Origin of the sequence: Dorea chungnamensis (genome assembly GCF_039832125.1) — a bacterium.
GTDB lineage: Bacteria > Bacillota > Clostridia > Lachnospirales > Lachnospiraceae > JAFBIX01.
In genome coordinates this window covers 219,346-243,234 of sequence record NZ_JBDOHT010000003.1, presented here as the reverse complement: position 1 = coordinate 243,234, position 23,889 = coordinate 219,346, and the positions used below count along the sequence as shown (strand labels likewise).

Sequence of the window (23,889 nt, the reverse complement as noted above, 5' to 3'; positions counted from 1 at the left end):
TAAATTTAAGAGAGCCTCTGCCATAGCACACAGTTAGTATATCATGAAGAGGCTCTTTGCGTAATCCCTTAAATTGCTGATGTTTTATCCAAAAATGACTCGAATTTTTTCCTCTTAATTTGGACACGATTGCCGTTATAAAGAATAAAATCAGCACCTTCGTGGTCAGCCACAATCTGACGCAATTTCTTCTGCCCGATTCCAAAGTAATCAGCAGCCTGTTCTATACTTAATGAATATTTTTCAAAAATCGGTGTTTCATAATTACGATTCAAATGTATCTCCTTCACTTCCTTATTATGTTCTATTCCCCTTTGGCAACTGGCAGGCAGGCAAGGTATTCGGGAATTCTTGCCAACCTGACCAGTTCCTTTGCCAAACTCACTTCTTAAGACAAACTGTTTTCTTGGAATTTTCGAACCCATAATCCAGTTCGTCTTCTAATTTTTTTCTCGCATCTCGCATGGTTCGATCTGAGATTTTAAGTTTCTTGCCCTCTGCATCCAAATCTGCCACGTACATAAGATTTCTTGTTGTCAGGATTTGTCTTATCAATTTCATTGCCTGCTCCAACTTTGTCTCCTTCTGCTTTCCAGCTTTTCCTGACATCAATTCCTGCTCGGTGATTTCATATTCACCAATCCACTCCAACTTACTGTTTTCCAATGTAAATGCTACCGGTGTAGGTTTTGGTGCCAATGAACTCTTTGTTTGAATCACTACTCGCACATCCCTTTCGGTTTCTTTCTCCACTTTTCCGACTAATAAAATACTTCTTACAGCAGCTGAAATATCTACCGATCCAAGACCTCGATAATTGGCATGTGTTCCGGCATTCTTATTCAAGTGTCCAATCAGAACAATTGCTGCACCTGTTCGTTCTGCCACTCCCCCTAGATATCGAAACAATGGACGAATCTCATTTGCTCTGTTCATATCCACATCCGGTCCAAGATAAGCCTGAATCGGATCCATGATTAGAAGCTTTACATTGTTCTGCCTAATTGCCAGTTCCAATCTCGGATCAGTAAGAGACAGCATGGCATCATCTTCTACAATGACACGTACACGTTCCATATCTGCTCCACATTGCATCAACCTCGGTTTTATCGTATCTCCGATCCCATCTTCTGCAGTCTGGTAAAACACATTGAAAGAATCCATCGGGAGCTCATTCGGCAGTTCCTTTCGGTTGGTACATGCTGCAGCCAGATGCATGGCAAGCCATGTTTTTCCCTGTCCCGGATCACCCTGAATCAAAGTAACCTTTCCAAACGGAATAAATGGATACCATAACCACTCCACTATCGTCTCTCTAATCTCTGTCATCTTTCTGACTGGAATCATTTTTTCACCGGAACCCCGAAGTTCCACATCCGATATGTAGTACTTTTCGCCCGGATCATCACTTCGATTCACCAGCACTTCATTCCAATCTTTCTTACTTGGCACTAATTGGTTCACTGTATATCGTGATGGAATCGCATCAAATAACTTTGCACATGCTTCATGTCCTGCTTTATCATTATCCAGACAGAGAATAATCTGTTCCACTTCAGATCGTTCAGAAAGAAAAGTCTTAAGTGCTTTCACACTGACTCCTCCCAGTGACAAATAATGATTCTCATGCCAGTACTTTGGATATAATGTAATAAAAGACAGTAGATCAATGGGTGATTCGAATACATACAACTTTCTCGCTAATCTTTTTCTTTGCTTATCTTCCTCCCAGAATGCTACGCTTTTAAAACCATATTCCTTTTGCGAACCTGATACGTCTCCACGTAATTGTTCTTCTCCTGCATTTCTCCAGCTGGCGTATCGTGGATTACCTTCGGAGTCTCTACCAACAAAAACAACTCTTTGATTGTCTTTCGCCTGATAAATATCTCCTCGCTTGATAAATTCACTCACAATATCTTTATCCAGTTTTCGCTGATCAACCAGATACTCCATAATGTTATCTTGATTCTCATCTGCTTCAGGAAGCACCATCTCCTTTGTGGGGATGGGGTCTGCTACTGCATGGCCACCATCCTCCACATAGGAAACTGTCCTTTTCTCAGAAATAGAGGTTTGCAAACCATCCATGGCCTCCTCTCCATCCAGTAACTCCTTTACCGCATCTGGAAAACTCAAATCATAAAACTCCATCATAAAATCAACCGGCCAACCACCTTTGCCCTGACTGTGCCGATACCATTTATTATCACAAATGGTCACACTATCATGCTTTTCCCAACGATATTCTCTGCCTGCTTTCTTGAAGCGTTCTCCTCTTGCAGAAAGAAATCGAACCAGATTCACTTCGTTGGCTCTTGTAATCTGATCCTCCGTATATTTTTCCAACGCATCACCTTCTCGCTATAGTTCCATACCACGATTCCATTTCTTTGGTTTCGCAGCTTCTCTTTGTTTTACTTCTACTTGTTTTTTCTCAAGTGCTTCTAAAACAGAGCTCTCATTTATATCATCCAAAACAGATTCAATGTTTTTCTGTATTTTCTGATATGTTTTCAGTTCTCTGAATAAAGCATCTTTCTCTTCTTTCAATGCAACTATCTCACCGGGTAAAACAGATCTATCATATTCCCACTTATGAACCGGAACCTTTCCATCATCATTTCGATTTTCCTGCAACACTCGCCTGGCACGATAATATCGATTCAGCTCTGACTTATGTTCCTCTTTGTATTTCTCCTTAAACCATTTCTTCTGATTCAGCTCATCATATATCGGCTGCATTTTCTGATATTCATCCCAGGCACGGATTCCTTCTTTTGCTAAAGACAGCATTGTTGCCTTGTCCTCGATTCCTTTTTTTTTCTCCCGAATTAATTTTTCTAATGATTGCATCCTCGCTGTCAGTTCATCCGGAGTCTCAATGTGTTCTCGTTGTAGGAATGAAATGGTGGTTGTAAATTCTTTCAAATTTGTTGTCTTTGCCTTTTGTGTTCCATATGCAAATGTCTCTGCCACTTCATTCCTCTTCTCGTAATATTCCATCAAATACTCTGCAATGGTAGGTTTCTTTGTAAGCAGCATCTTTTCCTGAAGCTGACCTTCTTGAAACATTGCTTTCCACAAAAGTTCTTTTGCATCTTGAAGCATCTGATTAAATTTACGGATCATTCGATTCAAGCTTCCAAGAGCAGTTTCCATTCCTTTGGCTTCCATAGCTTGAACCGTTGGTCCTTCGTGAACGGTTGGTATCTGGTTCACACCAAGTTCTTCATAAGAACGCCAGTCTACTCTTTGTGGCAACCCTTTTTCTTCATAGAGCTCATTACACAGATTTGCCCATGCTTTTCGAAGCTCTATCAAAGTTTCCTTACTGCTCCAATCATTTACCGGGACAGCTTTCATTTTGGGTTTGCCATTTTTATTTAAAACCGGTGTCCCATCTTCTTTCAGAATCGGAATCTTTTTCTGCTTTACATCCCATGCCCCATCTTTCTTTAAAGGACGAATCGGAACCATGATATGCATGTGCGGATTTGGTTCTTTATCATCTGATCGCTTTGGATCATGAATCGCCAGGTCCACGATCATACCTCGACTAATCAACTGTTCCCGGACAAATCTTCTTGCCAGTTCGATATTTTCTTCCATCGAAAATTCATTCATAAAAGCAATATCAAAACTGTGTGCAAGCTGTGCTTTCTTATTTGACTCTTCCCACTCCAGTTCATTCCAGAGGGTTTCTCTGTCTTTAAATCTTTCAGGAGCATGATCGGGCAAATGAATTTCTGAAAGAATCACTCCACCTTTTCTTGTGTAGTCACTTGTTTCTCCGTAATAACTACTGTAAAGTTTTTCACCGGAACGATACGCCGCACTTGCGATTGCTGACTGTCCATGTCCTCTGGAGAGCTGCGTTAAATGAAAATGATAACACCCCAAATTACTCCTCCTCTACAATTTCCTGTCTGCCCTGTACCATATCGGATACACGTAAATGAAACTTTAGCTCTGGAACATTTAACACTTCGTCCATCAATTCATAAAACTCCGATTCCATCAGATACTGTGTATCTTTGCAAATTGCTTCGATCGCAGCACCCTTTGTGATCAGACGATGTACTCTGGCCTTATCTTTTTTCTTTCTCTGGTAGGCGATCTGATTTTCTGCCCGTTGAATACAATGCTCTGCCTGCAACTGCTTTAATCTTGCATCTTCAATCTGCTGTTTGATTTTTTCCTGTTCTCTTAAATTTTCTTCTCGATACTCTTCAAATGATTTCTTTCTTGCCATATGTAAATAACCTTTCTTTAAAAACCTTTTTCTTCATCGGATTTCTAATCCGCAAAACCTGTTCTGAAATGGCTTTCAGAACAGTTTCCTTCGGAGAACGCACATACTTTGCTAAAAGTATATAAGTGCGCTCTTCAGCCTTGCTTCAGAGATTATTCGAACGGTAATTCCTCACCTTCCGGAACTTCCATGAATCCCTCACTGTCTGTTTTTGTTTCCTGCGTATTATCTACTTCAGCAACTTTGCCTTCCGCAAAATAATGCTCATCTACAACGACCTCTGTGGTATAAACCTTCCTATCATCCTTACCGGTATAACTACCAGTCTGGATGCGACCGCACACAGCAATCTTCATTCCCTTCTTCAACCACTTCATGGCAAACTCAGCTCCCTTGCCATAATCCACACAATTGATAAAATCAGATGCGGTGCTGTTGCTTCCACGATACCTACGATCAACTGCAAGCGTATACTTTACCATCAGCGTGTCACCGGAACCTCCAACATATTTTGATTCCGGATTTCTTGTCAATCTTCCCATTAATTGAACCTTATTCATATAATTCACCTTTTTAACCTTTCGCTAAATGCGAAGCAGATATTCTGCTTCATGTCCTGTTGTGTCACTTAATACCGCCAGATATTGATCTCTGGCAGCCTTTCTTGCATTATCTTCTGCACGTATGTCAAAAAACATATCTGTATAGATTGATGCATATTCTTCCGTATTCAATTTCCCCAATAAACCGAAGACCAGTTTTCTAAAATCTTCGTCGGTTGCATATAAGCCAACCATTTTGAGTCGCCTCTTTGTGAAGTCCAGGTTTTCACAACCAAACCACACAAGGAGCTTCTCTTCATCCAATGTCAATAGTTCCAACAAATTTCTCCTATACTTTTCTTATTCCTTTCATCTTTGCTAAACCAACAAGTTACAATCGCACACTTCCACCTCAACGTTCCCTGCATCAGATTAAACCGAAACGTATGCACTGATCAGACACGCAGGATAATAATTCCCCAAAGCACATTTAAATCAGATATCCTCATGCAAAAGAGCAACAAAGTTATCAAGGTGCGGTGAGAATATTCACATTTCACATCATGTCCAAGATAAAATGAATTCGGTGAAATAAATCATTCTCTAAATGCCCTTATACCTATATGGGAATGGAGAAGGTCTTATACAACATTTTTTGATAAAAAGTTTTAAAAGTTTGCAAATTACTACTTCTCACTATCCCTTTTTTAATAATTACCTATACACTTTTTATACCAATAATTTGCATTATGAGAAGTTCGCTGATGGCAGCGTGAAATGTATTGAGGATGAGATACCGTTTGATGTGCCGGAGGGGTGGGCGTGGAGTAGACTTCATTCTCTTACGATTAAAATTGGTGCAGGGAGTACACCTACAGGAGGTGCTACTGTTTACACCACATCGGGAATTAAATTTATACGTTCACAAAATGTGTATGATGATGGCCTGATTTTGAATGGTGTTGCGTACATCTCTGAAGAAATAAATCAAAAGAAATCCGGAAGTATTGTTAAACCAAAAGACATTTTATTAAATATTACTGGTGGCTCTATCGGAAGATGTGCACTGGTTCCAGATGATTTTGATATTGCAAATGTTAATCAGCATGTAATAATTATTAGATTAGCAAATCTTGAATTGCGAAAGTATATTCATAGTGTTATCACTTCTACTTACATTCAAGAACAAATCTTATCTAGACAAGTTGGTTCTGGTAGAGGAGGGTTAAGTGCAGAAACATTATCAACTTTTCTGATACCATTACCTCCGCTGAATGAACAAGTAGCTATTGAGGGAAAATTAAATGATTGTATTTCTCGGGTTTTAACAATTACAGATTCACAAAGTAATATTTCTGATTTGATATCAATGGCTAAATCCAAAATCCTTGACCTTGCCATCCGTGGTCAGCTTATTCCACAAAATTCAGATGATGAGCCTGCTTCTGCTCTTCTGGATCGTATCCGTACGGAGAAAGAAGAACTCATCAAGCAAGGAAAGATCAAGCGTAATAAGAAGGAATCCGTCATCTTCAAAGGTGAGGATAACTCTTATTATGAGAAGATTGGCGATAAAGTATATGAATATACGGCTGAAGATCTTCCTTTAGGATGGTCCATAGCTTCTTTTTCACAGGCTAATATGTTTAGCACTGAAACTATTGATCCAAGTCACTTTCCAGCGGAAATGTTTGAGCTATATAGTGTTCCTAACTTTGAATTGGGAGTTCCAGAAATCATCAAGGGGCGAGAAATAGGATCCTCAAAGCAGTCTATTTGCGAAAACGATGTACTTGTTTGCAAAATCAACCCTCGTATCAATAGAGTTTGGATTGCAGGACATATTACATCATACCGTATACTGGGATCCTCGGAGTGGGTTGTATTCAGAAATGATTATTTGTATGCACCGTATATGCAATTTTACTTTTCAGCGCCATATTTCCGTGAATTGTTACTCTCAAATGTATCTGGTGTAGGTGGCTCATTAATGAGAGCACAACCTGAATCGGTGAAGAAATATCCTATTTTGGTTCCGCCTTACAAAGAACAAGTACGAATTGCCGAAAAAATTTCAGAACTATTTATAAAATTGGATGACATAGAAAAAAGCCTCAGCTGAGGCTTTTTTCTATTGATTCTATGTGATTGTTAAATATTTTAATTATGCTTACTATTTGTGCCTGTTTCTCATACGGTGGAATAGGTATAAGTGTAGCAACTATTTTCTCTTTTGATATATTGGGTTGCGCTCCGCCCTCTGCCATATTTATAAAGTTTTCTTTTTGTGATTGTAAATAGTAAAAAAGGTATTCAGGCAACACACCGTATGGATTACAACAAGCACAGCAAGCCTGATTGGTAGTCGCTTCGCAAGTGGTTATACCTACTTTGCCAATAGTAGCTCCATACATTGCGATGAGCACAGTGCCAGCAGGAATTAATTTTACAGCAGTTTCATTAAGAGCTTTTTCTGTTATATATTCTGGAATATCAATAATATATCCATTATTCAAATCACCAGTTTTTATCCAAGGGATGCTTCCACCGTAGTACTTATCATTTCTTCTACTTGGCGTAGAGCCAGTTTGCCAATTCCCAATAGATTCAAGCCTACACCATAACCATGAATTTGGTATTTCAAAAGGGATTTCTGAATCAATACACTTGTTTGTTTTTCCAATCTTCTCATAATAAGAGGACTTCACACATTGTACCTCTATAATTTATTCAGCGAATTATCGCAAATAAATTATGGAGGTGTCTTTTTATGAAGACAAAAATTACATTTGAGGAATATCTGAAAAGGGATAACCTCGCTGAAAACAGCATCGAATCTTACCTGTGGACAGTAAATTATTTTACTGAAAACTATGAACAGGTATCATCAGAAAATTTGCTTGCGTACAAAGGTTTTCTGATGGAACAATTCAAGCCTAAAACTGTAAATTTAAGAATACAGGCTATGAACAAGTATCTGGATTATCTGGGAAAACCACAACTAAGGCTTAAAGCTGTGAAAATTCAGCAGAAAAGTTTTTTAGAGAATGTAATCAGCAATGCTGATTATAAGTTCCTGAAACGTCAGTTGAAAAAAGATGGAAACATGGAATGGTATTTTGTTGTTTGGTACTTTGCTGCTACTGGAGCCCGTGTTAGTGAGCTTATCCGTATCAAAATCGAACATGTGGAACTTGGCTATTTTGATTTGTATACAAAAGGCGGAAAACTTCGTCGATTGTTTATCCCTAAGAAATTGAGAGAAGAAACGATTGCATGGCTGGAGGAAACAGGACGTTCTTCCGGTTATTTGTTTTTAAACCGTTATGGAGATCGCATCACCACCCGTGGTATTTCACAGCAATTAAAGAATTATGCCGATAAATATGGGCTTGATAAAAAAGTGGTTTATCCTCATTCTTTCCGCCATCGTTATGCAAAGAATTTTCTCGAAAAGTACAATGATATTGCTTTACTTGCCGACCTTATGGGGCATGAAAGCATCGAAACCACTCGTATATATTTGCGACGTACCGCCAGCGAACAGCAAGCACTTGTAGATAAAATTGTAACATGGTAAAATATCAGCCGCCCTCGTAAATGAAGGCGGCTACAAATGTCTAAGCAAGTATACTTTCTAAACTGCTAAATTGGCTAAAAATAACTTTTAATTTGTTGGCGATTTTCTCTTGCTCATTGATTGGTGGAAGTGGAACATATACTTCTTTCAAATGTGTAGGTCCATAATGCTGAATGCAGTTTCCAGTTTTCATCTTATTAACCTGATCTAGATATACAGACGATGTAGCTAAATATAAAAAATAATCACGAGTAATCGCTTCTGACATTTTGAAACGGATTTGTCCTGTGTATGGAATTGCCCCCACAGCTTCATATCCGACGATAGAAGCTTTTCCTATAGAGGCACTTGTACATAATACAACATCACCCAAATCAAGTTTAAAATGATTCCATTTATTTTTAACCATTTCTTCGTCAAGATAATCACAGCCAGTTAAAAGCACTTTTTCGGTTTGTAATCCAGAAATTCTTATTAAGGGCACTCCATTTTCCCTAAAATCTTTTTTTAATATTCCAGGTCCTTCTTGGAAAAACACAATTTCTGGAAGCATTACCCATGTCCAGCCATCTGGTAGTTCATAAGGTAATTCTTTGTCAATGCAAATAAGCTGACCTTTTTTGTTTCTATAATAAGAGTTATCATCACCTTTGAAGATTATGGATTCCTTCTTATCACGCTTGCTCTTGCCCTGCTTGATGAGTTCTTCTTTCTCTGCACGAATTCGCCCCAGTAAAACAGAAGCAGGCTCATCATCCGGATTTTGTGGCACAAGCTGACCACGAATAGCAAGATCAAGAATTTTTGATTTTGTATCCTTTATAATACTTTTTAATTCGTTTTTTTCAGATGCTATTTCTGTACAGTAATTTATATATTTATCACATGCTCTTGAAATAGTTTTTTGTTCACAAAAAGTAGGGAGTGCAATTAATAATTCTGTTATCATACCCAATTTCAAATATCTTGTTTGTGAACCAATACTTTTAGACTGAAGCCTTGGTAAGTAATAGCGAATATGATTATATAAATAATCCACATCAATTTCTGGAAATGTGGTTATTACATAAACTCTTTGATATGCATTGAATTTTCCGGAAAATTTATGCATTTTAAAGTCACCGGTAGCATTGTTTCCACCAAGCAAAATGGCGTTGCAATCAAAAGCATATGAATCAGTTTTAAAGACTTCTTCACCACATGTGAAAAAAGGATATGCTCCATCCTTTGTTTGTGCATTTGCATCGAGTCGACCAGTCACAATATTGGCTATAGAACCAAGCCTTACCCAGTTCCACCCATCAGGCAACTCAAACGGTATCTCATCTTCAATACATTTCACGCTGCCATCGGCGAACTTCTCATAATGCAAATTGTCCTCACCAACAAAGATAACGGAATCATTTTTAATGTCTTTCTTTTTTAGCTTTCCTTCCTTAACCATCTGTTGCTTCTGTTCACGAATTCTTTCCAAAAGAGCGGACGCTGGCTCATCATTTGGATCCTGCGGAACAAGCTTACCACGGATAGCAAGGTCAAGAATCTTTTGTCGTAATGCCTTGGTATCCATTATTCTTCCACCTCTCCGATTAATGCTTCCAGCTCTGCAACTGCTTTTGCTATGTTACTAGACTTTTCCTTGATCATATCAAGTAATTCTGCCAGAGTATAATCATCTGTTCCGGAATCAGCTTTCATCCATGTAATATCCAGGCTTGTTTTATCACGGGCTAGAATATCTTCGATAGTGAATTTACGCCATCTTCCATTCGGATTTTCTTCACTGTATGTTTCTTTACGCTTACTCAGATCACCATCTGCATAGCATTCCACAAAATCATCAAAATGTTCTGATTTCAAAGGATTTGTCTTGCCGAAGGAAGGCATATCATTTCTCAGGTCATAAATCCACACTTCTTTTGTGTTATGCTTATCAATTTTTCCACGTGTAAAGAACAATACATTAGTTTTAACGCCCTGCGCATAGAAAATACCGGTAGGAAGACGCAAGATTGTATGCAGATTACATTTATCCATCAAGTCAAGACGGATACGCTCGCCATCGCCATCGGCAAACAAGACATTATCCGGCAAAACTACTGCAGCACGTGCTTTACCGTTAGTTTTCAAACTACGGTAAATATGCTGAAGGAAGTTCAGCTGTTTATTGCTAGTAGGAAATGTAAAGTCATCACGTGTCGCACGCTCACCGCCTTTTTTTGTACCAAAAGGTGGATTTGTCAATACAACATCATAATCTTTCATGCTCATGCCTACACTGGACAAAGTATCGCCTAAAATGATTTTGCCGTCGATATCATGCAGCATGGCATTCATCAAAGCCAAACGGTGTGTATCATGTACCAGTTCACAACCTGTAAACGCTTCTTCTCTTTCAAATTTAGCCATATCTGCATCCAGATCAAAGAAATCATCTGTCTGTGCACGAACATACTGGCTTGCAGAAATCATAAAGCCAAAAGTACCGCAAGCAGGATCATTACAACGTTCACCCGGCTGTGGCTTCACCAATTTGGTCATAACATCAATCAGTACACGTGGTGTGAAATACTGACCTGCGCCGGATTTCTTTTCGTTAGCGTTCTTTTCCAAAAGGCCTTCGTAAAGATTGCCAAGACCTTCTTCCCTCGCTGAAAACCAATCTAGCCCGTCAATGGTTGTAATGATTTTTTCAAGGTTTTTAGGCTCATCAATATTTGTTGACGCACCTTGATAGATTTCACGGACACGTCCTGTACAGTTTTCCCCAAGATGAGCAAGTAATACTTTATAGAACTTTTTCAGCTCAATACCACTCTTGGATGTGAGATTGTCCCAACGATAGGCTTCCGGGATCTGGGATTCAGCACCAGTTTCCTTCGCCATCTTCAGAAACAAAATATATGTTAATTCGGTTACATACTGATGATATGTGATACCATCATCTCTGAGTACATTACAGAGATTCCAAAGCTTTGAAACAATTTCTTGTGTTATCATGCAACTCTACCTCCGTCATCATAAAGATACTCATTCAATTCAAGTACGATATTTTCCAGTTTATTCTGGAATACTTTGTTGATTTTTGCAAATCCTCCGTAACTCTTAAAACGACTATCTTCATCAAATACCTGGACGTTCAACACGGATTCTTCCATCAAATATTTTTCCATACGTCCAATCCAGCTCATCTCCTGTTTTGAGAAGTTATGAGCTTTTTTCAATTTGTCTACTGCTCTGCGTATTCTTGCTTCATGGCTAATCAATGCAGAACCAATAGCATATCTGCGAATAAGACTGATAATATCAGCGGCAATTTCTTCATTGGTAAGCTCTGATATTGCCGTATTCAACTGTTGTGTAGTAAATCCCTCTCTATCGAGAGTTAATCTTAACGATTTCAGCGCATCTCTTGTCAGATCTTTTGGTCTGGTACAAACAATGCTCAACGCAGCAATCTCATTCATATGAGTCTTAACATATTCAGAGAAAGCATCAAGATAATCTTCCGGTTTATCAGAATTACCGTATCCTCTTGTATGTCCGGTCAAAATATCTTTTTCGTCAGAAATAACTACTGGATTACCTCCATTCGCCTTTGTTTGCTGAATATATGCAAACATTTCTCTATATGCCAACAGACGTTTCTTCGCATCTTCAGGATTTCGCTTTTCGATGTCTATAATGAACTGGGTTGGATCCATACCATCGGTCATACTGATAAACTGCTCCATAGTCTTGTCGTCCATACGGCGTTTTTTACGCTGGAGTTTTGCAATAATCTGGTTAATCTGAGCCTGTATTACCTCCTTGTCTTTCACTTCTTCTAGGCCATCCAGAAGCTGTGTAAAAGTAGTAGTCGGATTAGTTACGACAGGCTTCATAGTATTTACCGGTTCCAGAGAATCATAAACACCAACAGGATCATAAATCTCAAAATGAGTTTTATGAATCTTAGGACACAATCTGGTAGCTCGTCCCATCATCTGTTCAAAGAGGATACGAGATTTTACTCTGCGCATAAATACCAGTGTTGTAATTTCCGGTACATCAATACCAGTTGTAAGTAAATCAACCGTAACAGCTATACTCGGAAATCTCTCGTTTTTAAAACGCTTGATTGCTTCTGCTACTTTCTTAGGATTACCACCACCTACACTGCCAGTAATCTTCATAATAGCATCATTATCAACACCAGTTTCTGAATAGATTTCCTTTAGAATAGAAACAATCATATCTGCGTGCTGGTCATCAACGGCATAAATAAGAGTCTTACCTTGTTCTTCCGGATTTTCAGGGTCTATATCTCTTGCAATCTCAATCAGCACAGTTCTGTTGAAATTCTCAGTAATAACCTGTTTATTGAAATTTTCAATATCAAAATCCAGTTCATCTTCCAACAATTCACTATTTGTTATTTCTCCGGTATTAGGATCATAAATCGTAACTGTCTGGCCTTTCTTAATATGAATACCGCCCGTGCTGAGTTTTGTTTCCAGATGATGTGGTGCATCATGGTCTACCAGATATCCTTCTATAACAGCTTCTCTATATGTATATTTGAATACTGGCTGTCCAAAAATTTCTGTTGTATGTAATGCGGGTGTCGCAGTAAGTGCGATTTTTACAGCGTCAAAATATTCTACTACTGTACGGTATTTACTCTGATAATCACGCTGGTCACGATACAGAACTTCTATATCGCCCATTTCTTTATCCAAAATATAACCACGATGTGCCTCGTCAATAATAATCAAGTCAAAATCTGTTACTGCTGGCATTACATCACTTTCGTTATAAAGGATACGTTTTACCATGCTCTGAACAGTAGCGACCTGAATACGAGTTTCTTTATCTACTGTTTTCTCATCTAATCCCTTAATATTATAGATTTCATCAAGAGTCATCAGTTCTTCAAGTTTTACTTCCTTAAAAACATCTGAAGCCTGATCTCCCAGAGAAGTTCTATCGACAAGGAACAAAATACGCTTGAAACGATTTGTCTTTAAAAATCGATAAATCATGCCAAGAACAGTACGAGTTTTACCTGTACCTGTTGCCATTGCAATCAGCACTTCTCTCTGTCCATCAATAACTGCTTTTTCGGCTGCTTTTATCGCTTTCACCTGATATTCACGCAGATTCAGACCATCTTTATCTGTTAATAAGTCATACGGCATTGCCTGCAACGCTTCATTACCAGCCTGAATATCCTTTTCCAATCGTTCCATAATACCATTCGGGCTAATCCATCCATGCAATGCCATAGGAGCATTAGACGGTTCTCTTAAATCCAAAAACCAGATACCTGATTTCGTTTTGAACTGTTCCAAATAAGATCTACCATTTGTTGCAAATGTAAACGGAACCTTAAACTCTCCCCACGTACCAATCTGATATTCAGCATCTTCTTTGCGAATATTTCTCGGATAATCTTTACCCTGATAATCAATTACAGATGGAATATCTTTATGTTCAGCTTTCGCTTCGATAATACCAACAAGCTTTGTTCCTACAAACAGTGCATAATCTGCATAGCCTTTTTGCTAACAGTAGAATCTGTTGGCCATTCAGCAATCGCCATGTTATGACCTTTTGCAGGTCTTGCACCTTTTGAATAGCGGATTTCCTGCGTATTGGCTTCCCAGCCAACCTGGCGCAGCTGCTCATCAATCATATAGCGAGTTTCAGCCTCAGACTTTTGACGTTGACTTGCCATTTTATTTGCCTGTTTCAGACGAACTTTCTTATCAACCTGTTCCGCCTGTTCAGCACATGCAATTGCAGCTTTTGTAAGCTCTTCCTCTTTTTCTTCTTCCTGAGCTTTATTGAAAACAACAATCTTCTCTGTTTTCTTTTCTTCCTTTACAGGCATAACAAAATCCCGATGCTGATAATTCCAGTCACCATATGTCTGCATAAACCATTCAACCAAACTATATGTCATCTGTAAGAAAACAGGACAATCTGATGCTTCTGAATAATTTTCATGAACAGCTTTATTTCTTACTTTACGAAGTGCATGCAAAATGTCAGTTAAATCTCTTGTTAAGAGGCCTTCCGAAGATAATACATTGATTCGATTCACTGCAGAGTTATCATAAGGAACAGGAATCTTATCGTATGTAAACATCAGATTTACGATTGTTTCTCCAATCATTCCCAGTTTCATCAGGCACGAGTTCGGATCTGTGTAACAATACTGCTCTGCTAAATTACCAAAATTCGCCAAAACCGGAAATTCTGTTTCTAAAAATTTAAAATTGGAAGCCATTTAATACGTCCCCCTCTCGTTTATCATATGTTCTGATAATAAAATATTATCGGAACATCATTGGTAAAAATTAAAATTCTATTCGAATTGGTATCTGTTTACTTATGATATTCAATCCTAAAATAATCTAAATATGCTTTATATTTATCCTGCGCAATCAGACAGGTATCTGTCAGATAACCTTTTTCATTGTTCCATTCTTTCAATCCACGATAATAGAACATTTTCAGATTATCCTCAATGATGAACGGAACGATATTATGTTTCAGACATTCCTTAAATATAATCAATCTGCCCACACGACCGTTTCCATCCTGAAACGGATGAATTTTTTCAAATTTTACATGGAAATCCAAAATATTCTCTAATGTCTTTTCTTCCATGGAATTATATTCCGCCAATAACACTTTCATCTTATCGGCAACTTCTTCTGGAAGTGCTGTATCCATATCGTCAACCTCGTTCGGCATTTTTTTATAATCACCAACCACAAACCATTCTTTTCTGGAATCACTAGTTCCGTTTTTCAGAATCAAGTGCAGTTCTTTGATAAACTTTTCAGTCAGTGCCGTTTTTGCATTATCAATCACCAGATCAACGCACCGAAAATGATTTGCCGTCTCCACTACATCATCCACATTAAGAACTTCCTTTTCCACCCCAATGGTATTGGTTTCAAACATAGATTGCGTCTGATCATAGGTCAAGCGGCAGCCTTCAATATGATTGGAGTGATAAGTCAGCTCTATCTGCGTTTTATTATAAATTCCACCGGAATACTGATTTGCTTTTTCTTGCCGCAAAATGTCCAATAAAGTAACCAGCTGTTCCTTTCGCTTATTAGAGCGTTCCGGTTTTTCCGCATCTGCTGGAATATTCCAGGTCTTACCAGTCAGGAAAGTGCCTGGGACACGACCGTGAGCGCAGTAATTTCTCACACTGCGTTCTGAGATATTCCATTTTTTTGCTGTTTCTGCAACCGAAAGGGTTCTCATTTGCTCTCCTCCATCATTTGTTCTTCCAATAGTTTCTGCAAATCTTCTTTACTCGGCAAAACAGTTTCATATTTGCTTGCAAAAATCTGTGAGTTTTCTTCTGGTAAAGTCATTTCGACCACAGCATTATTTTTGTCTTTACAAAGAATAATACCAATCGTAGGATTTTCTTCCGGCAGTTTAACCTTACGATCATAGTAATGCACATACATCTGCATCTGACCAATATCCTGATGCTTCAGTTCTCCAATTTTTAAATCAAACAGAACAAAACAACGAAGTAACCGATTATAAAACACGAGATCAACCATGAAGTGCTCCTCATCAAAGGTAAACCGTACCTGTCTACCGATAAAAGCAAATCCGGTACCAAGCTCCAGAAGAAATTGCTGCAAATGATCAATGATTCTGTTTTCCAGTTCGCTCTCAGAATATTCAGGCAATTCCGGAAGTCCCAGAAATTCGAGAACATATGGATCCTTCACTGCCTCTTTTGCAGTTTCTGGTTGATGTCCTTCCAATGCAAGACGATACACTTTATCTTTGTCCGTACTTAGAGCCAATCGCTCATAAAGGGAACTATCATACTGTCTTTTCAATTCACTGAGGCTCCAATCATTTTTTACGGATTCGATTTCGTAAAAATGTCGCTCATCTACATTGCTGATTCGCATTAATTTCAAATAATGTGACCAACTCAAAAAAAACTTTCTGCCAGTATCTACTGATGGAAGATTCTCGAATTGGTCAGACACTGTCTGACCAATTTGGTCTGTTGAATAAATCATATAAAACTGACGCATCTGTTTCAGATTAGTCACAGAAAAGCCTTTACCGAATTTATCTGTCAAAAATTTTGACAACTCCTGTAAAAGTCGTTTTCCATAAGTGGCACGATTTTCTCCTTGCTGCTCTTCTTCTACAATCATTCTTCCGATTTCATAATAGGCATAAACCATAGAAAGATTAACAGCCGTCTTTGCATTCTTTCGGGCATTTTCCAAAATAGCTGAAACATGTTTCAAAAAATCATGGTTGATTGGTTTCAATTCTTTTTTATCCATCATCGTCCCTCCGCAAAGCTACTGATTTACCTACTTTATAATATAGAGTATATCACATCATCGGCAACAAATACAGTCCATTTCCATCGTATCCACATGTGTTTTTGCCGCTTTTTATATTTCACATAACGAAAGCCAGATCTCACAACAACACGAAATCCGGCTTTTCAGTCACACATACATTCTTTTATTCCAGATAGTAATTTCTGCTTCTTCTCTTCTTCCACAACCTGTTTATCATAGCTTGGATTTTTCTGTCGTAAAAGTGTCGTATTGTTTTCAAGCATTTCCAGCACTTAGTTCGTTACCTTCCATGGCAGGTAAAAAGTACCTTAACCATCTTTTCATTCTCCTTAATTACTGTGAAGCATAATTATCGGATAGATTATAACACATTATTCAGAAGATATTACTACATAGAATTATAAGGGATACAGGCAAAAAGATTATTTAAACTCCATAAAATATTCTTATATTGGTGTAATCTTTGAGCTTCATCAACGTATGTCAAGATAGGTCTAAGAAAAATTTTTACTTTTTTCAAAATTTTTCTGCTCTTCAGGATTGCCGCTAATTAAGTCTGCCTTATTTACCTTTAATCGTAATAAATACAGCAACGCATAAACACGATTATATAAATACTCTATAAATTGCAGATCTTCTAAAGCCTCCCTCTTCTCTTTAGCTTTATTCAGATACTCATTATGCCTGATATCAAAATACTCATTTGACATTTTCATCACTTCACTAATTTCAGCCTTTACAACTGCATATATCTTTGAGTCTTGATTCGAACATATACCCCTGGCTGCAGTTGCATATTTCTTGTCTACACCATCTGGTTTCTGAACAGAAATAAAATATTGTAATGCATCTACTATATAATCAAGTGCACATTTTTTATCCAACATTTCATTGCTCATTATCATTTCCTCAGAATAAGCAATCTTTCTTTCAAACATTCTATGATCAAGGATTACTTCTATTGATTCTGTAGTTTTATATCCTTTTCCTATCAAAGATCCAGAAGATAACTTATATGGTAATTGAAATTTATCAAACCTCTTATTTATCTCGACCGTAAATGAATAATGCATATCTGCTCTTATCCATCGCTCATACATTATTTCAACAAAATCTTTGATTTCATCTATATTTATACTACAATTTCCTATTGCAAATTCTGGGTAAGATTCTCCATATTGAATTTTATATTCTTGTTCATAATCAATATTCAGGTAAAAAGTTCCTCCGTTCCATCCATTGTCATACTCCGTATACTCAACCCGAAAATATTTTTCAATAACTTCTTGTTGATCCATCCAAGCAGAAAGGCTTGTCCAGAATTTGTTTAATTTATCCTGCATATCGTCATTGTGATTCCTTAACATAATCATTTTAGTCATGAAGACCACCGCCTATTAATCATTTACCTGCAAAATGTTTCATTGTATCTTTCAAATCATTGCTGAAGTCTTCCAAATCATCAAAAGTAATTGCTCCTTCATTCAACAATGACAACATGATGTAAAACTGATTTGATCTGCTCATCTCACACTGCACACCGCAGTCTTTCTTATCCTCCCGAATCCGTTTCTCCAATTTCCAGAATTTGTCCGATGCATTTCCTTCTCCACTCAACAACGCTATGTATTCTTTGTTCAATTTTTCCATATAAGCTTCCTGCCAATCAGAAATTTTATTTCGGAATAACTTCCAATCTCTCTCTGAAAATCTATTCATCAGTCGCAGCACCTCGCAATTTTTTCTCCGCATTTGACGCAGAAACCTTCAATCACCAAGCCAAATTTTTCTTTTTTGATTCAGAATATTACATCCTCAATCCTCCATTCTTTTCCCTTCATTTCAATTACATCTCCAACTTTACATCCTGTAAACACTTCAAGCGCTTTAGGCATCATTCCATTTACCATGTCATATTTATATGTTTTAGTTTCCTTATCTGTATTTCGAATTACAACCTTACATCCTAATGTCACCTCAGGAACATCTGATGTATCAACAGCATCTGTATTTTCATCATCAGAATAATCAATGTCCTCTTCTTCTACAGATATATTTCCTTCAAGATTTAACGTAGGAACATCACCTTGCATAATTGCATCTACGGCATCAGAGAATATTCGAGTGATTTCCTCCCTTTCCAGACAATCAATAACCACTGATCCTCCAACTGCATTTAAATATGACATTGCAGGTCTTATATGATCACGCACCAGTACATGACGACCTTCCTCTTTAAATTGTCGTAGTGCTTCTATAATGGCAGCCATAACATCTGGATTTGAAGAAAAAGTAAAGTTATAAAAGAACTCATTAATTTTAGAGTTCAAATCATTACTTCCAATAATATCCAGACTTTCGAAGTGATTTTGATTATTATTAGGATCATAAGTATTATGTCCCACCCACCAGCATTTTGATAACGTATTTCTGTAAAATCCACTTCTTCCAGTATATCTGTAAAAAAATCTGGTCTGGATAGCACCCGCTTCTTTTTCAGCACTCTTCGGCTTTTTCCCGTATCCATACCCCCACCGTTTACGCATATACTCGTAAAATGTGGTGTGAGCCAAACCTGCCCATAGACGTTCATCACTGGCTTGCGATTCGCTCAAAAACTGCAGTTTCTCATAAAGAATCTTGCAATTATTAAGATCTATTTCTCCAGGTGTCAAATCAGAATTCAAATCAGCCAATTTAAATTCTGTAACATCCCTAAATTCGATAAAAGGATCTTCTCCACAAATATCGGAAATCCATTGATTTGTTTTTTCTGTATAGTATTTTCCATAAACGACTGGCAAATTAGCTTTAAGCGTTTCGAGTGCTTCTCGCTTCATTATGTACAGTTTCATTACGAGTCCTCCTCTGTGGTATCAAAGAATATTGGAATCTGGTCGAATGCTTTACTCAAGGGCAGTTCCATTGCCTCTTGCGCCAACTGATAAGAAGTTTTCTCAGGATTAAGCACCTCTTCCATGAAAGTTATTCCCCTCTTTGCATAAGACTTTTCCAAGGCTAAAAACCATTCTTTGTTATGATAAGTTTCTTCTCCGCCTTCCTGTCTTAATTCTTCAAATACATAAACCAATGCAGGTAATATTAACATCGAGTGAAACAGCGACTGTAATTCTGTCTTCCCAGAATACATTGCGTATATATCATAATCTTTAGTTCCCAAACCAATCCTAATTTTAGTTGAATCAAGATTTATTTCAGCTGGGCAATCACCTTCCGTGATTCTTTTATAAACAGAGAAAATCGAACCTGCATTTGTAAACTCCTCATAATCTTTTGTTACATCCAAACTGCTAAGATTCTGATAAGCCAGAATAGATCCAGCAAATAAATTAAATGTAGTATCGCTGAAATCATCTACCCAATCTGTACAGAAAAAACCTGTAATATTCTTTTTAAGAATAATAAATGCCACTGCATCAAATGATCCGTTAATTCTTCCAATTGGTATAACATGTTCAATATGCTTTGATACAGAATGCAGAACTTCTCTATATGCTGTTGTCGAACATTCCAAATGAATGACATAATCAGCCTTTCCATCTATGATTAGCTGCTCCAGGTCACGGCAATTCATGGCGATATCAAAACTCAACTTTAGGCTGTTGACTCCTTGCATCGTCTGTTCGTAATCAACATTAAAAAAGGAATCTTTATAATCGTCCTTTTCATCACTTAATACTGGATAGGTAAACAATCTATTAGTTATGTTCATATACATTTACCTCCATAGCATAATCATGTGAATCCGCAAGAGTTACAATAATCTTCACTTTCCCAAAAGATGTCATATTCGCAGTTTCTATAAAGTCTCCATTTAATTTTGCCGTTTCACATCCAGATGTCGGCTTAACATCTGTTATACGAAGCCTATTAGACTTTCCATTTTCTCCTACAGTGACCAGTTCAATTCTTCCATACTCCACATCATGTGGTATTTCAAAATTAAGTGAATATATTCCTGTACCCTTCTTTATAATGCGCACATTTTTAAGGGAACAACTAGTTTCTCCACCCGGTTTCTTCTGAACAACAACATCTTTCCCACTCGGATCTGGTATCCCCCGATGTGCATCTAATTTTTTTCGCTTTCTTTTTCCTTTCAGAATTCTAAGTCCGGCTTCGCCTGTCTTTCCAAGTGTTCCACTTGTGGTTGTAGATTGACTGCTGCCTTCATCCCCTTTTCCATAAAAGAATCCTTTTGATGGAGTCTTAGTTGGACGCTCCAATACATCAATGTTTCCTAGATGATCATTAATATTTTCTCGTTTATTGTCTGAAGCTCCAGTTTCTACTGCCTCCGGCTCTTTTTGAAGAACACCGCCTAAACCCTCAACATCCATTTCATCATCGCTTGTATGTTCAGCAAGTTCTGCCACAATGGTTCTAATCCACTCCTTAATTTCCTCATAATATGCTTTAGCCTGCTTCGGATTTGAATGTCTTCCAGGTTCCCAATTATCATGAGCAACCGTTTCCATAGCACGGAAATAACTGTTCAAATCTTTTCCCTTTAATTCAAGAATTCCTGTAAAGGGAACCAACTTGGATATATTTCCAAGACGGAATAATTTCATTCCGGCTTTCCTCACAATCAAAACTTTTCTGTCCAGTTTTTCATTCGGGTCGACCAACAGTCTCAATTCCAATGTACCCATACCATGAAAATCCTGTGAATATGTATGAACTCCCTCCGTTCGCATCAATGCAAGATAATTACCATAAGTTCCTTTGGTCGCACCCGGGCGTTCTCTATGAACGCGTTCCATATATCCTGGTAATGATTTTTTATTGATTTCTCTTCCCTGTACCTTTACCCGAAGCTGCCCATTAAAAAATGACATAAGAAAACTTTCCAATAACGCTACAGTAATTTCTGTTTCCCACTCGCTTGCTGACTTAAATCCATAAATAAAGACATCCGTCCCTACTTCGGATCTTCTATTTATGCTATCAAGTTCTGGTATTACCTCTACCGGATTATTTCCTTTTGCTTCTCCGTAATAACCAATACCACTAGTCATTAATGCACCATCTTGATATGACATTAATCTTGAAATGCCCTGTGCTGCACGCTCATATTTCTGATTGTATGTTCTGTAAAACACCAATCTATAATGCGAATTACTAAATGGAGCACTTTTTCCAATGCCAAATGCACCTGCTTTGTCATCACCTTTGTTCGCACCGCCATCAATTTTTATCAGTGCATTCCATCCATCGAAACTAAAATTAAAAGGATCTTCTGATTGTGCATACGGATCTGAAAGTCCCGTTGTATTGTAATCACTAATTCTCAACACAAAAGTATTCCTCTTTTCCGCCTCTTTGATTGCATCTTTCAAAAAAAGTTTAGCTTTTTCACTCTTCGATCTATCCCAAAATGTCTTACATTTTTTCAAAATATCTCGATATTCCACAATACCCGGAATCTGATCTGTAGACACAAAATATCTTTCAAATTCAACCAGAACATCTGGATCATTATCATCCAACGCAGCATCCAAAGAGTTCTGACAATTTTCTCGTGCCAGAGATGAAAGCTCAGTTCCATTAAAATTTTCAATTCCTGCATCGGCAACACCTTTTACTTGTCCATCCTGATTGCCCGGAAAATTCCAACTAATCATCTTACTGTCCCTTTCTATATTTTTCTATTGTTGATTCAATGTAATTATCGCATTCAGTTCAACGGCCTTCCTCATCACCTGACACCTGTGGTAAGGAATCTCCACCTCCAAATGCCGAATGAATTCTAATTCTCGCACCAGTCTGATTACCACCCAAAACATAATGGGAAGAAAATCGTGCGAGACGTTATGTATAATTTTGATGCATTAGTAATTTTATTATTCTCATACAATCGATCCTCCAACAGTCTATTATCGTTTGTTAAGGAGTTTTCTCAAACTCTGAGTTTCAACAATTCTGTAATTTGACAACCATAGCTGCTTATCTTTTCCTGCAAGCTGAGGATTGTTACTGCTTTCAAACGTATTCTGTGCAATACTTGTTCCAACCTCTTCCCATATTTCCAAAGGATCAAACAGCCAAGAAACCTCACCTGTTTCTTCATCAAATCTTAACAACGAACGAAATGCACCAAATATAGGATAAATATAACCGCTAGATATAGAATATGTGGTTTTCTTCTGAAGGAAATTTGTTTTTGTTCCCTTCTCAATATTTTCAACACCTTTTACGCTTCCAAATCTCGGAATAGCAACTCCAAGTTTTTTCTTGTACTCATTATATTTCAAAGACAACTCTCTTTCGATTAAATCATATAAACTCACAAGAACCGGCAACTGTTTTGTTAATGATTTATAAAAAGGAGTATCAAATGCATCCTTGTATCTTTTAAACACCTGCGCTTTACCTGAATAACTCTGAATTGGAGCCATGCTATCATCAGGATATTTAACTACATCAAATGCATACATTAAACGAAGTAATTCTGATATATTAATCGGCTTATTTTCGTTATCTTTATATGCAATCTTGTCAGCATAAGATTCATTTTTAATAGCATTTCTAATATCCTCAAAACTATCTTCGAGGTTAAACAATGCTATATCTGAAACTTGAACAGATGTGTTTCTCGCATCTGATAATCTTGTAATATTAATAACATTAGTGATAACTTCCATACGAACATATTTTTCAATATCTTCTGGAATTCTATCTCTATTCTGCATTATTGCTGTATAAGTATGACCACCATCAAGAATGCCATAATTATATCTGTCATTCTCATCATCCTGATTACCAATATCAATTGTCACCTCTGAATCTGCACTATTAAAACTTAATGATTTTGCAGAAATAACAATACCTCGATTATTAATATAAAAATCTGTTTCTGGCTCAACTACAGCGTTGATAAGTCTCTTCGCAACATTTGTTCCCATTTTAGGTACTCGAGGATTAACATCTAAAGGAACGTTCTCTGGCAGATCCTTCATATTAACCAACAGGTAATAAATTGTTTCAAATGTTGCTTCTTCTTTTTCACTCCTTTTATAAGGGGAAGCAAGTGTTCTCAATGCGTTTACTTTAAATTTCAACTGTGTGTTCATAATCTGATACCTCCATTTTAATTTTCTGCTCGAAAGCTTTTGCCTTGAACTAAATTTC

The 23,889-nt window shown here is 37.5% G+C and carries 21 protein-coding genes; 2 read left to right on the top strand and 19 right to left on the bottom strand.

The genetic code is table 11. From position 1 onward, the window contains the following. Positions 1 to 68 precede the first annotated feature (68 nt). From ABE613_RS15155 to ABE613_RS04440, 6 genes are all read right to left on the bottom strand, one after another. On the bottom strand, positions 69 to 425 hold the full coding sequence (locus ABE613_RS15155) for an excisionase (protein WP_510182346.1): 357 nt from the start codon (positions 423 to 425) through the stop codon (positions 69 to 71). Further along, the gene (locus ABE613_RS04460) at positions 382 to 2,349 is read right to left on the bottom strand and encodes an AAA family ATPase (protein WP_347375796.1); all 1,968 of its coding nucleotides are present in this window, start codon (positions 2,347 to 2,349) and stop codon (positions 382 to 384) included. The genes ABE613_RS15155 and ABE613_RS04460 overlap by 44 nt, the downstream gene beginning before the upstream one ends. Before the next feature lie 15 nt (positions 2,350 to 2,364). Beyond that, positions 2,365 to 3,903: a MobQ family relaxase gene (mobQ, locus tag ABE613_RS04455; protein WP_347375795.1), complete on the bottom strand. Its 1,539-nt coding sequence runs from the start codon at positions 3,901 to 3,903 to the stop codon at positions 2,365 to 2,367. A 1-nt stretch (position 3,904) separates the two neighbouring features. Next, a complete protein-coding gene (locus ABE613_RS04450) occupies positions 3,905 to 4,255 on the bottom strand; it encodes a DUF3847 domain-containing protein (RefSeq protein ID WP_347375794.1) in 351 nt (116 codons plus the stop codon). Between the two features lie 152 nt (positions 4,256 to 4,407). Continuing rightward, the gene (locus ABE613_RS04445; RefSeq protein ID WP_347375793.1) at positions 4,408 to 4,815 is read right to left on the bottom strand and encodes a single-stranded DNA-binding protein; all 408 of its coding nucleotides are present in this window, start codon (positions 4,813 to 4,815) and stop codon (positions 4,408 to 4,410) included. A 24-nt stretch (positions 4,816 to 4,839) separates the two neighbouring features. Further along, positions 4,840 to 5,052 (bottom strand): hypothetical protein, encoded by a 213-nt coding sequence (locus ABE613_RS04440; RefSeq protein ID WP_347375792.1) that lies wholly within the window; start codon positions 5,050 to 5,052, stop codon positions 4,840 to 4,842. Between the two features lie 517 nt (positions 5,053 to 5,569). Here ABE613_RS04440 and ABE613_RS04435 point away from each other — a divergent pair. After that, positions 5,570 to 6,919: a restriction endonuclease subunit S gene (locus ABE613_RS04435; RefSeq protein ID WP_347375791.1), complete on the top strand. Its 1,350-nt coding sequence runs from the start codon at positions 5,570 to 5,572 to the stop codon at positions 6,917 to 6,919. Here the strand turns inward: ABE613_RS04435 and ABE613_RS04430 are convergent. Further along, the gene (locus tag ABE613_RS04430; protein WP_347375790.1) at positions 6,912 to 7,505 is read right to left on the bottom strand and encodes a restriction endonuclease subunit S; all 594 of its coding nucleotides are present in this window, start codon (positions 7,503 to 7,505) and stop codon (positions 6,912 to 6,914) included. The genes ABE613_RS04435 and ABE613_RS04430 overlap by 8 nt on opposite strands. Before the next feature lie 62 nt (positions 7,506 to 7,567). On the opposite strand from ABE613_RS04430, the gene ABE613_RS04425 reads away from it, so the two are divergent. Then, positions 7,568 to 8,377, top strand: coding sequence for a tyrosine-type recombinase/integrase (locus tag ABE613_RS04425; protein WP_347375789.1), 810 nt, complete (start codon positions 7,568 to 7,570; stop codon positions 8,375 to 8,377). A gap of 40 nt (positions 8,378 to 8,417) precedes the next feature. Here ABE613_RS04425 and ABE613_RS04420 read toward each other — a convergent pair whose 3' ends face one another. From ABE613_RS04420 to ABE613_RS04365, 12 genes are all read right to left on the bottom strand, one after another. Next, the gene (locus tag ABE613_RS04420; protein WP_347375788.1) at positions 8,418 to 9,947 is read right to left on the bottom strand and encodes a restriction endonuclease subunit S; all 1,530 of its coding nucleotides are present in this window, start codon (positions 9,945 to 9,947) and stop codon (positions 8,418 to 8,420) included. After that, positions 9,947 to 11,377, bottom strand: coding sequence for a class I SAM-dependent DNA methyltransferase (locus ABE613_RS04415; RefSeq protein ID WP_347375787.1), 1,431 nt, complete (start codon positions 11,375 to 11,377; stop codon positions 9,947 to 9,949). Before ABE613_RS04415 ends, ABE613_RS04420 begins: the two co-directional genes overlap by 1 nt. Further along, positions 11,374 to 13,869, bottom strand: a complete 2,496-nt coding sequence (hsdR, locus tag ABE613_RS04410) for a type I restriction-modification system endonuclease (RefSeq protein ID WP_347375807.1) — start codon at positions 13,867 to 13,869, stop codon at positions 11,374 to 11,376. The genes ABE613_RS04415 and hsdR overlap by 4 nt, the downstream gene beginning before the upstream one ends. 20 nt (positions 13,870 to 13,889) lie before the next feature. Then, complete coding sequence (locus ABE613_RS04405) at positions 13,890 to 14,651, bottom strand: DUF4145 domain-containing protein (RefSeq protein ID WP_347375786.1); 762 nt, start codon at positions 14,649 to 14,651, stop codon at positions 13,890 to 13,892. Between the two features lie 98 nt (positions 14,652 to 14,749). Continuing rightward, complete coding sequence (locus tag ABE613_RS04400) at positions 14,750 to 15,646, bottom strand: Fic family protein (RefSeq protein ID WP_347375785.1); 897 nt, start codon at positions 15,644 to 15,646, stop codon at positions 14,750 to 14,752. Next, a complete protein-coding gene (locus ABE613_RS04395) occupies positions 15,643 to 16,710 on the bottom strand; it encodes a PDDEXK nuclease domain-containing protein (RefSeq protein ID WP_347375806.1) in 1,068 nt (355 codons plus the stop codon). Before ABE613_RS04395 ends, ABE613_RS04400 begins: the two co-directional genes overlap by 4 nt. Positions 16,711 to 17,228: 518 nt before the next feature. After that, positions 17,229 to 18,116, bottom strand: coding sequence for a hypothetical protein (locus ABE613_RS04390; RefSeq protein ID WP_347375784.1), 888 nt, complete (start codon positions 18,114 to 18,116; stop codon positions 17,229 to 17,231). A 19-nt stretch (positions 18,117 to 18,135) separates the two neighbouring features. Then, the gene (locus tag ABE613_RS04385; RefSeq protein ID WP_347375783.1) at positions 18,136 to 18,384 is read right to left on the bottom strand and encodes a multidrug transporter; all 249 of its coding nucleotides are present in this window, start codon (positions 18,382 to 18,384) and stop codon (positions 18,136 to 18,138) included. A gap of 149 nt (positions 18,385 to 18,533) precedes the next feature. Next, the gene (locus ABE613_RS04380) at positions 18,534 to 19,589 is read right to left on the bottom strand and encodes a DUF6339 family protein (RefSeq protein WP_347375782.1); all 1,056 of its coding nucleotides are present in this window, start codon (positions 19,587 to 19,589) and stop codon (positions 18,534 to 18,536) included. After that, positions 19,589 to 20,467, bottom strand: a complete 879-nt coding sequence (locus tag ABE613_RS04375) for a hypothetical protein (protein WP_347375781.1) — start codon at positions 20,465 to 20,467, stop codon at positions 19,589 to 19,591. Before ABE613_RS04375 ends, ABE613_RS04380 begins: the two co-directional genes overlap by 1 nt. Further along, the gene (locus tag ABE613_RS04370) at positions 20,454 to 22,382 is read right to left on the bottom strand and encodes a hypothetical protein (RefSeq protein ID WP_347375780.1); all 1,929 of its coding nucleotides are present in this window, start codon (positions 22,380 to 22,382) and stop codon (positions 20,454 to 20,456) included. The genes ABE613_RS04375 and ABE613_RS04370 overlap by 14 nt, the downstream gene beginning before the upstream one ends. Positions 22,383 to 22,634: 252 nt before the next feature. Beyond that, positions 22,635 to 23,831 (bottom strand): AIPR family protein, encoded by a 1,197-nt coding sequence (locus ABE613_RS04365; protein WP_347375779.1) that lies wholly within the window; start codon positions 23,829 to 23,831, stop codon positions 22,635 to 22,637. Positions 23,832 to 23,889 lie beyond the last annotated feature (58 nt).

Coding starts and splice junctions, on each gene's coding strand:
- ABE613_RS15155 (WP_510182346.1), bottom strand. CDS start 425: ATGGGTTCGAAAATTCCAAGAAAACAGTTTGTCTTAAGAAGTGAGTTT.
- ABE613_RS04450 (WP_347375794.1), bottom strand. CDS start 4,255: ATGGCAAGAAAGAAATCATTTGAAGAGTATCGAGAAGAAAATTTAAGA.
- ABE613_RS04445 (WP_347375793.1), bottom strand. CDS start 4,815: ATGAATAAGGTTCAATTAATGGGAAGATTGACAAGAAATCCGGAATCA.
- ABE613_RS04440 (WP_347375792.1), bottom strand. CDS start 5,052: ATGGTTGGCTTATATGCAACCGACGAAGATTTTAGAAAACTGGTCTTC.
- ABE613_RS04425 (WP_347375789.1), top strand. CDS start 7,568: ATGAAGACAAAAATTACATTTGAGGAATATCTGAAAAGGGATAACCTC.
- ABE613_RS04420 (WP_347375788.1), bottom strand. CDS start 9,947: ATGGATACCAAGGCATTACGACAAAAGATTCTTGACCTTGCTATCCGT.
- ABE613_RS04415 (WP_347375787.1), bottom strand. CDS start 11,377: ATGATAACACAAGAAATTGTTTCAAAGCTTTGGAATCTCTGTAATGTA.
- ABE613_RS04405 (WP_347375786.1), bottom strand. CDS start 14,651: ATGGCTTCCAATTTTAAATTTTTAGAAACAGAATTTCCGGTTTTGGCG.
- ABE613_RS04400 (WP_347375785.1), bottom strand. CDS start 15,646: ATGAGAACCCTTTCGGTTGCAGAAACAGCAAAAAAATGGAATATCTCA.
- ABE613_RS04395 (WP_347375806.1), bottom strand. CDS start 16,710: ATGGATAAAAAAGAATTGAAACCAATCAACCATGATTTTTTGAAACAT.
- ABE613_RS04390 (WP_347375784.1), bottom strand. CDS start 18,116: ATGACTAAAATGATTATGTTAAGGAATCACAATGACGATATGCAGGAT.
- ABE613_RS04385 (WP_347375783.1), bottom strand. CDS start 18,384: ATGGAAAAATTGAACAAAGAATACATAGCGTTGTTGAGTGGAGAAGGA.
- ABE613_RS04380 (WP_347375782.1), bottom strand. CDS start 19,589: ATGAAACTGTACATAATGAAGCGAGAAGCACTCGAAACGCTTAAAGCT.
- ABE613_RS04375 (WP_347375781.1), bottom strand. CDS start 20,467: ATGAACATAACTAATAGATTGTTTACCTATCCAGTATTAAGTGATGAA.
- ABE613_RS04370 (WP_347375780.1), bottom strand. CDS start 22,382: ATGATTAGTTGGAATTTTCCGGGCAATCAGGATGGACAAGTAAAAGGT.
- ABE613_RS04365 (WP_347375779.1), bottom strand. CDS start 23,831: ATGAACACACAGTTGAAATTTAAAGTAAACGCATTGAGAACACTTGCT.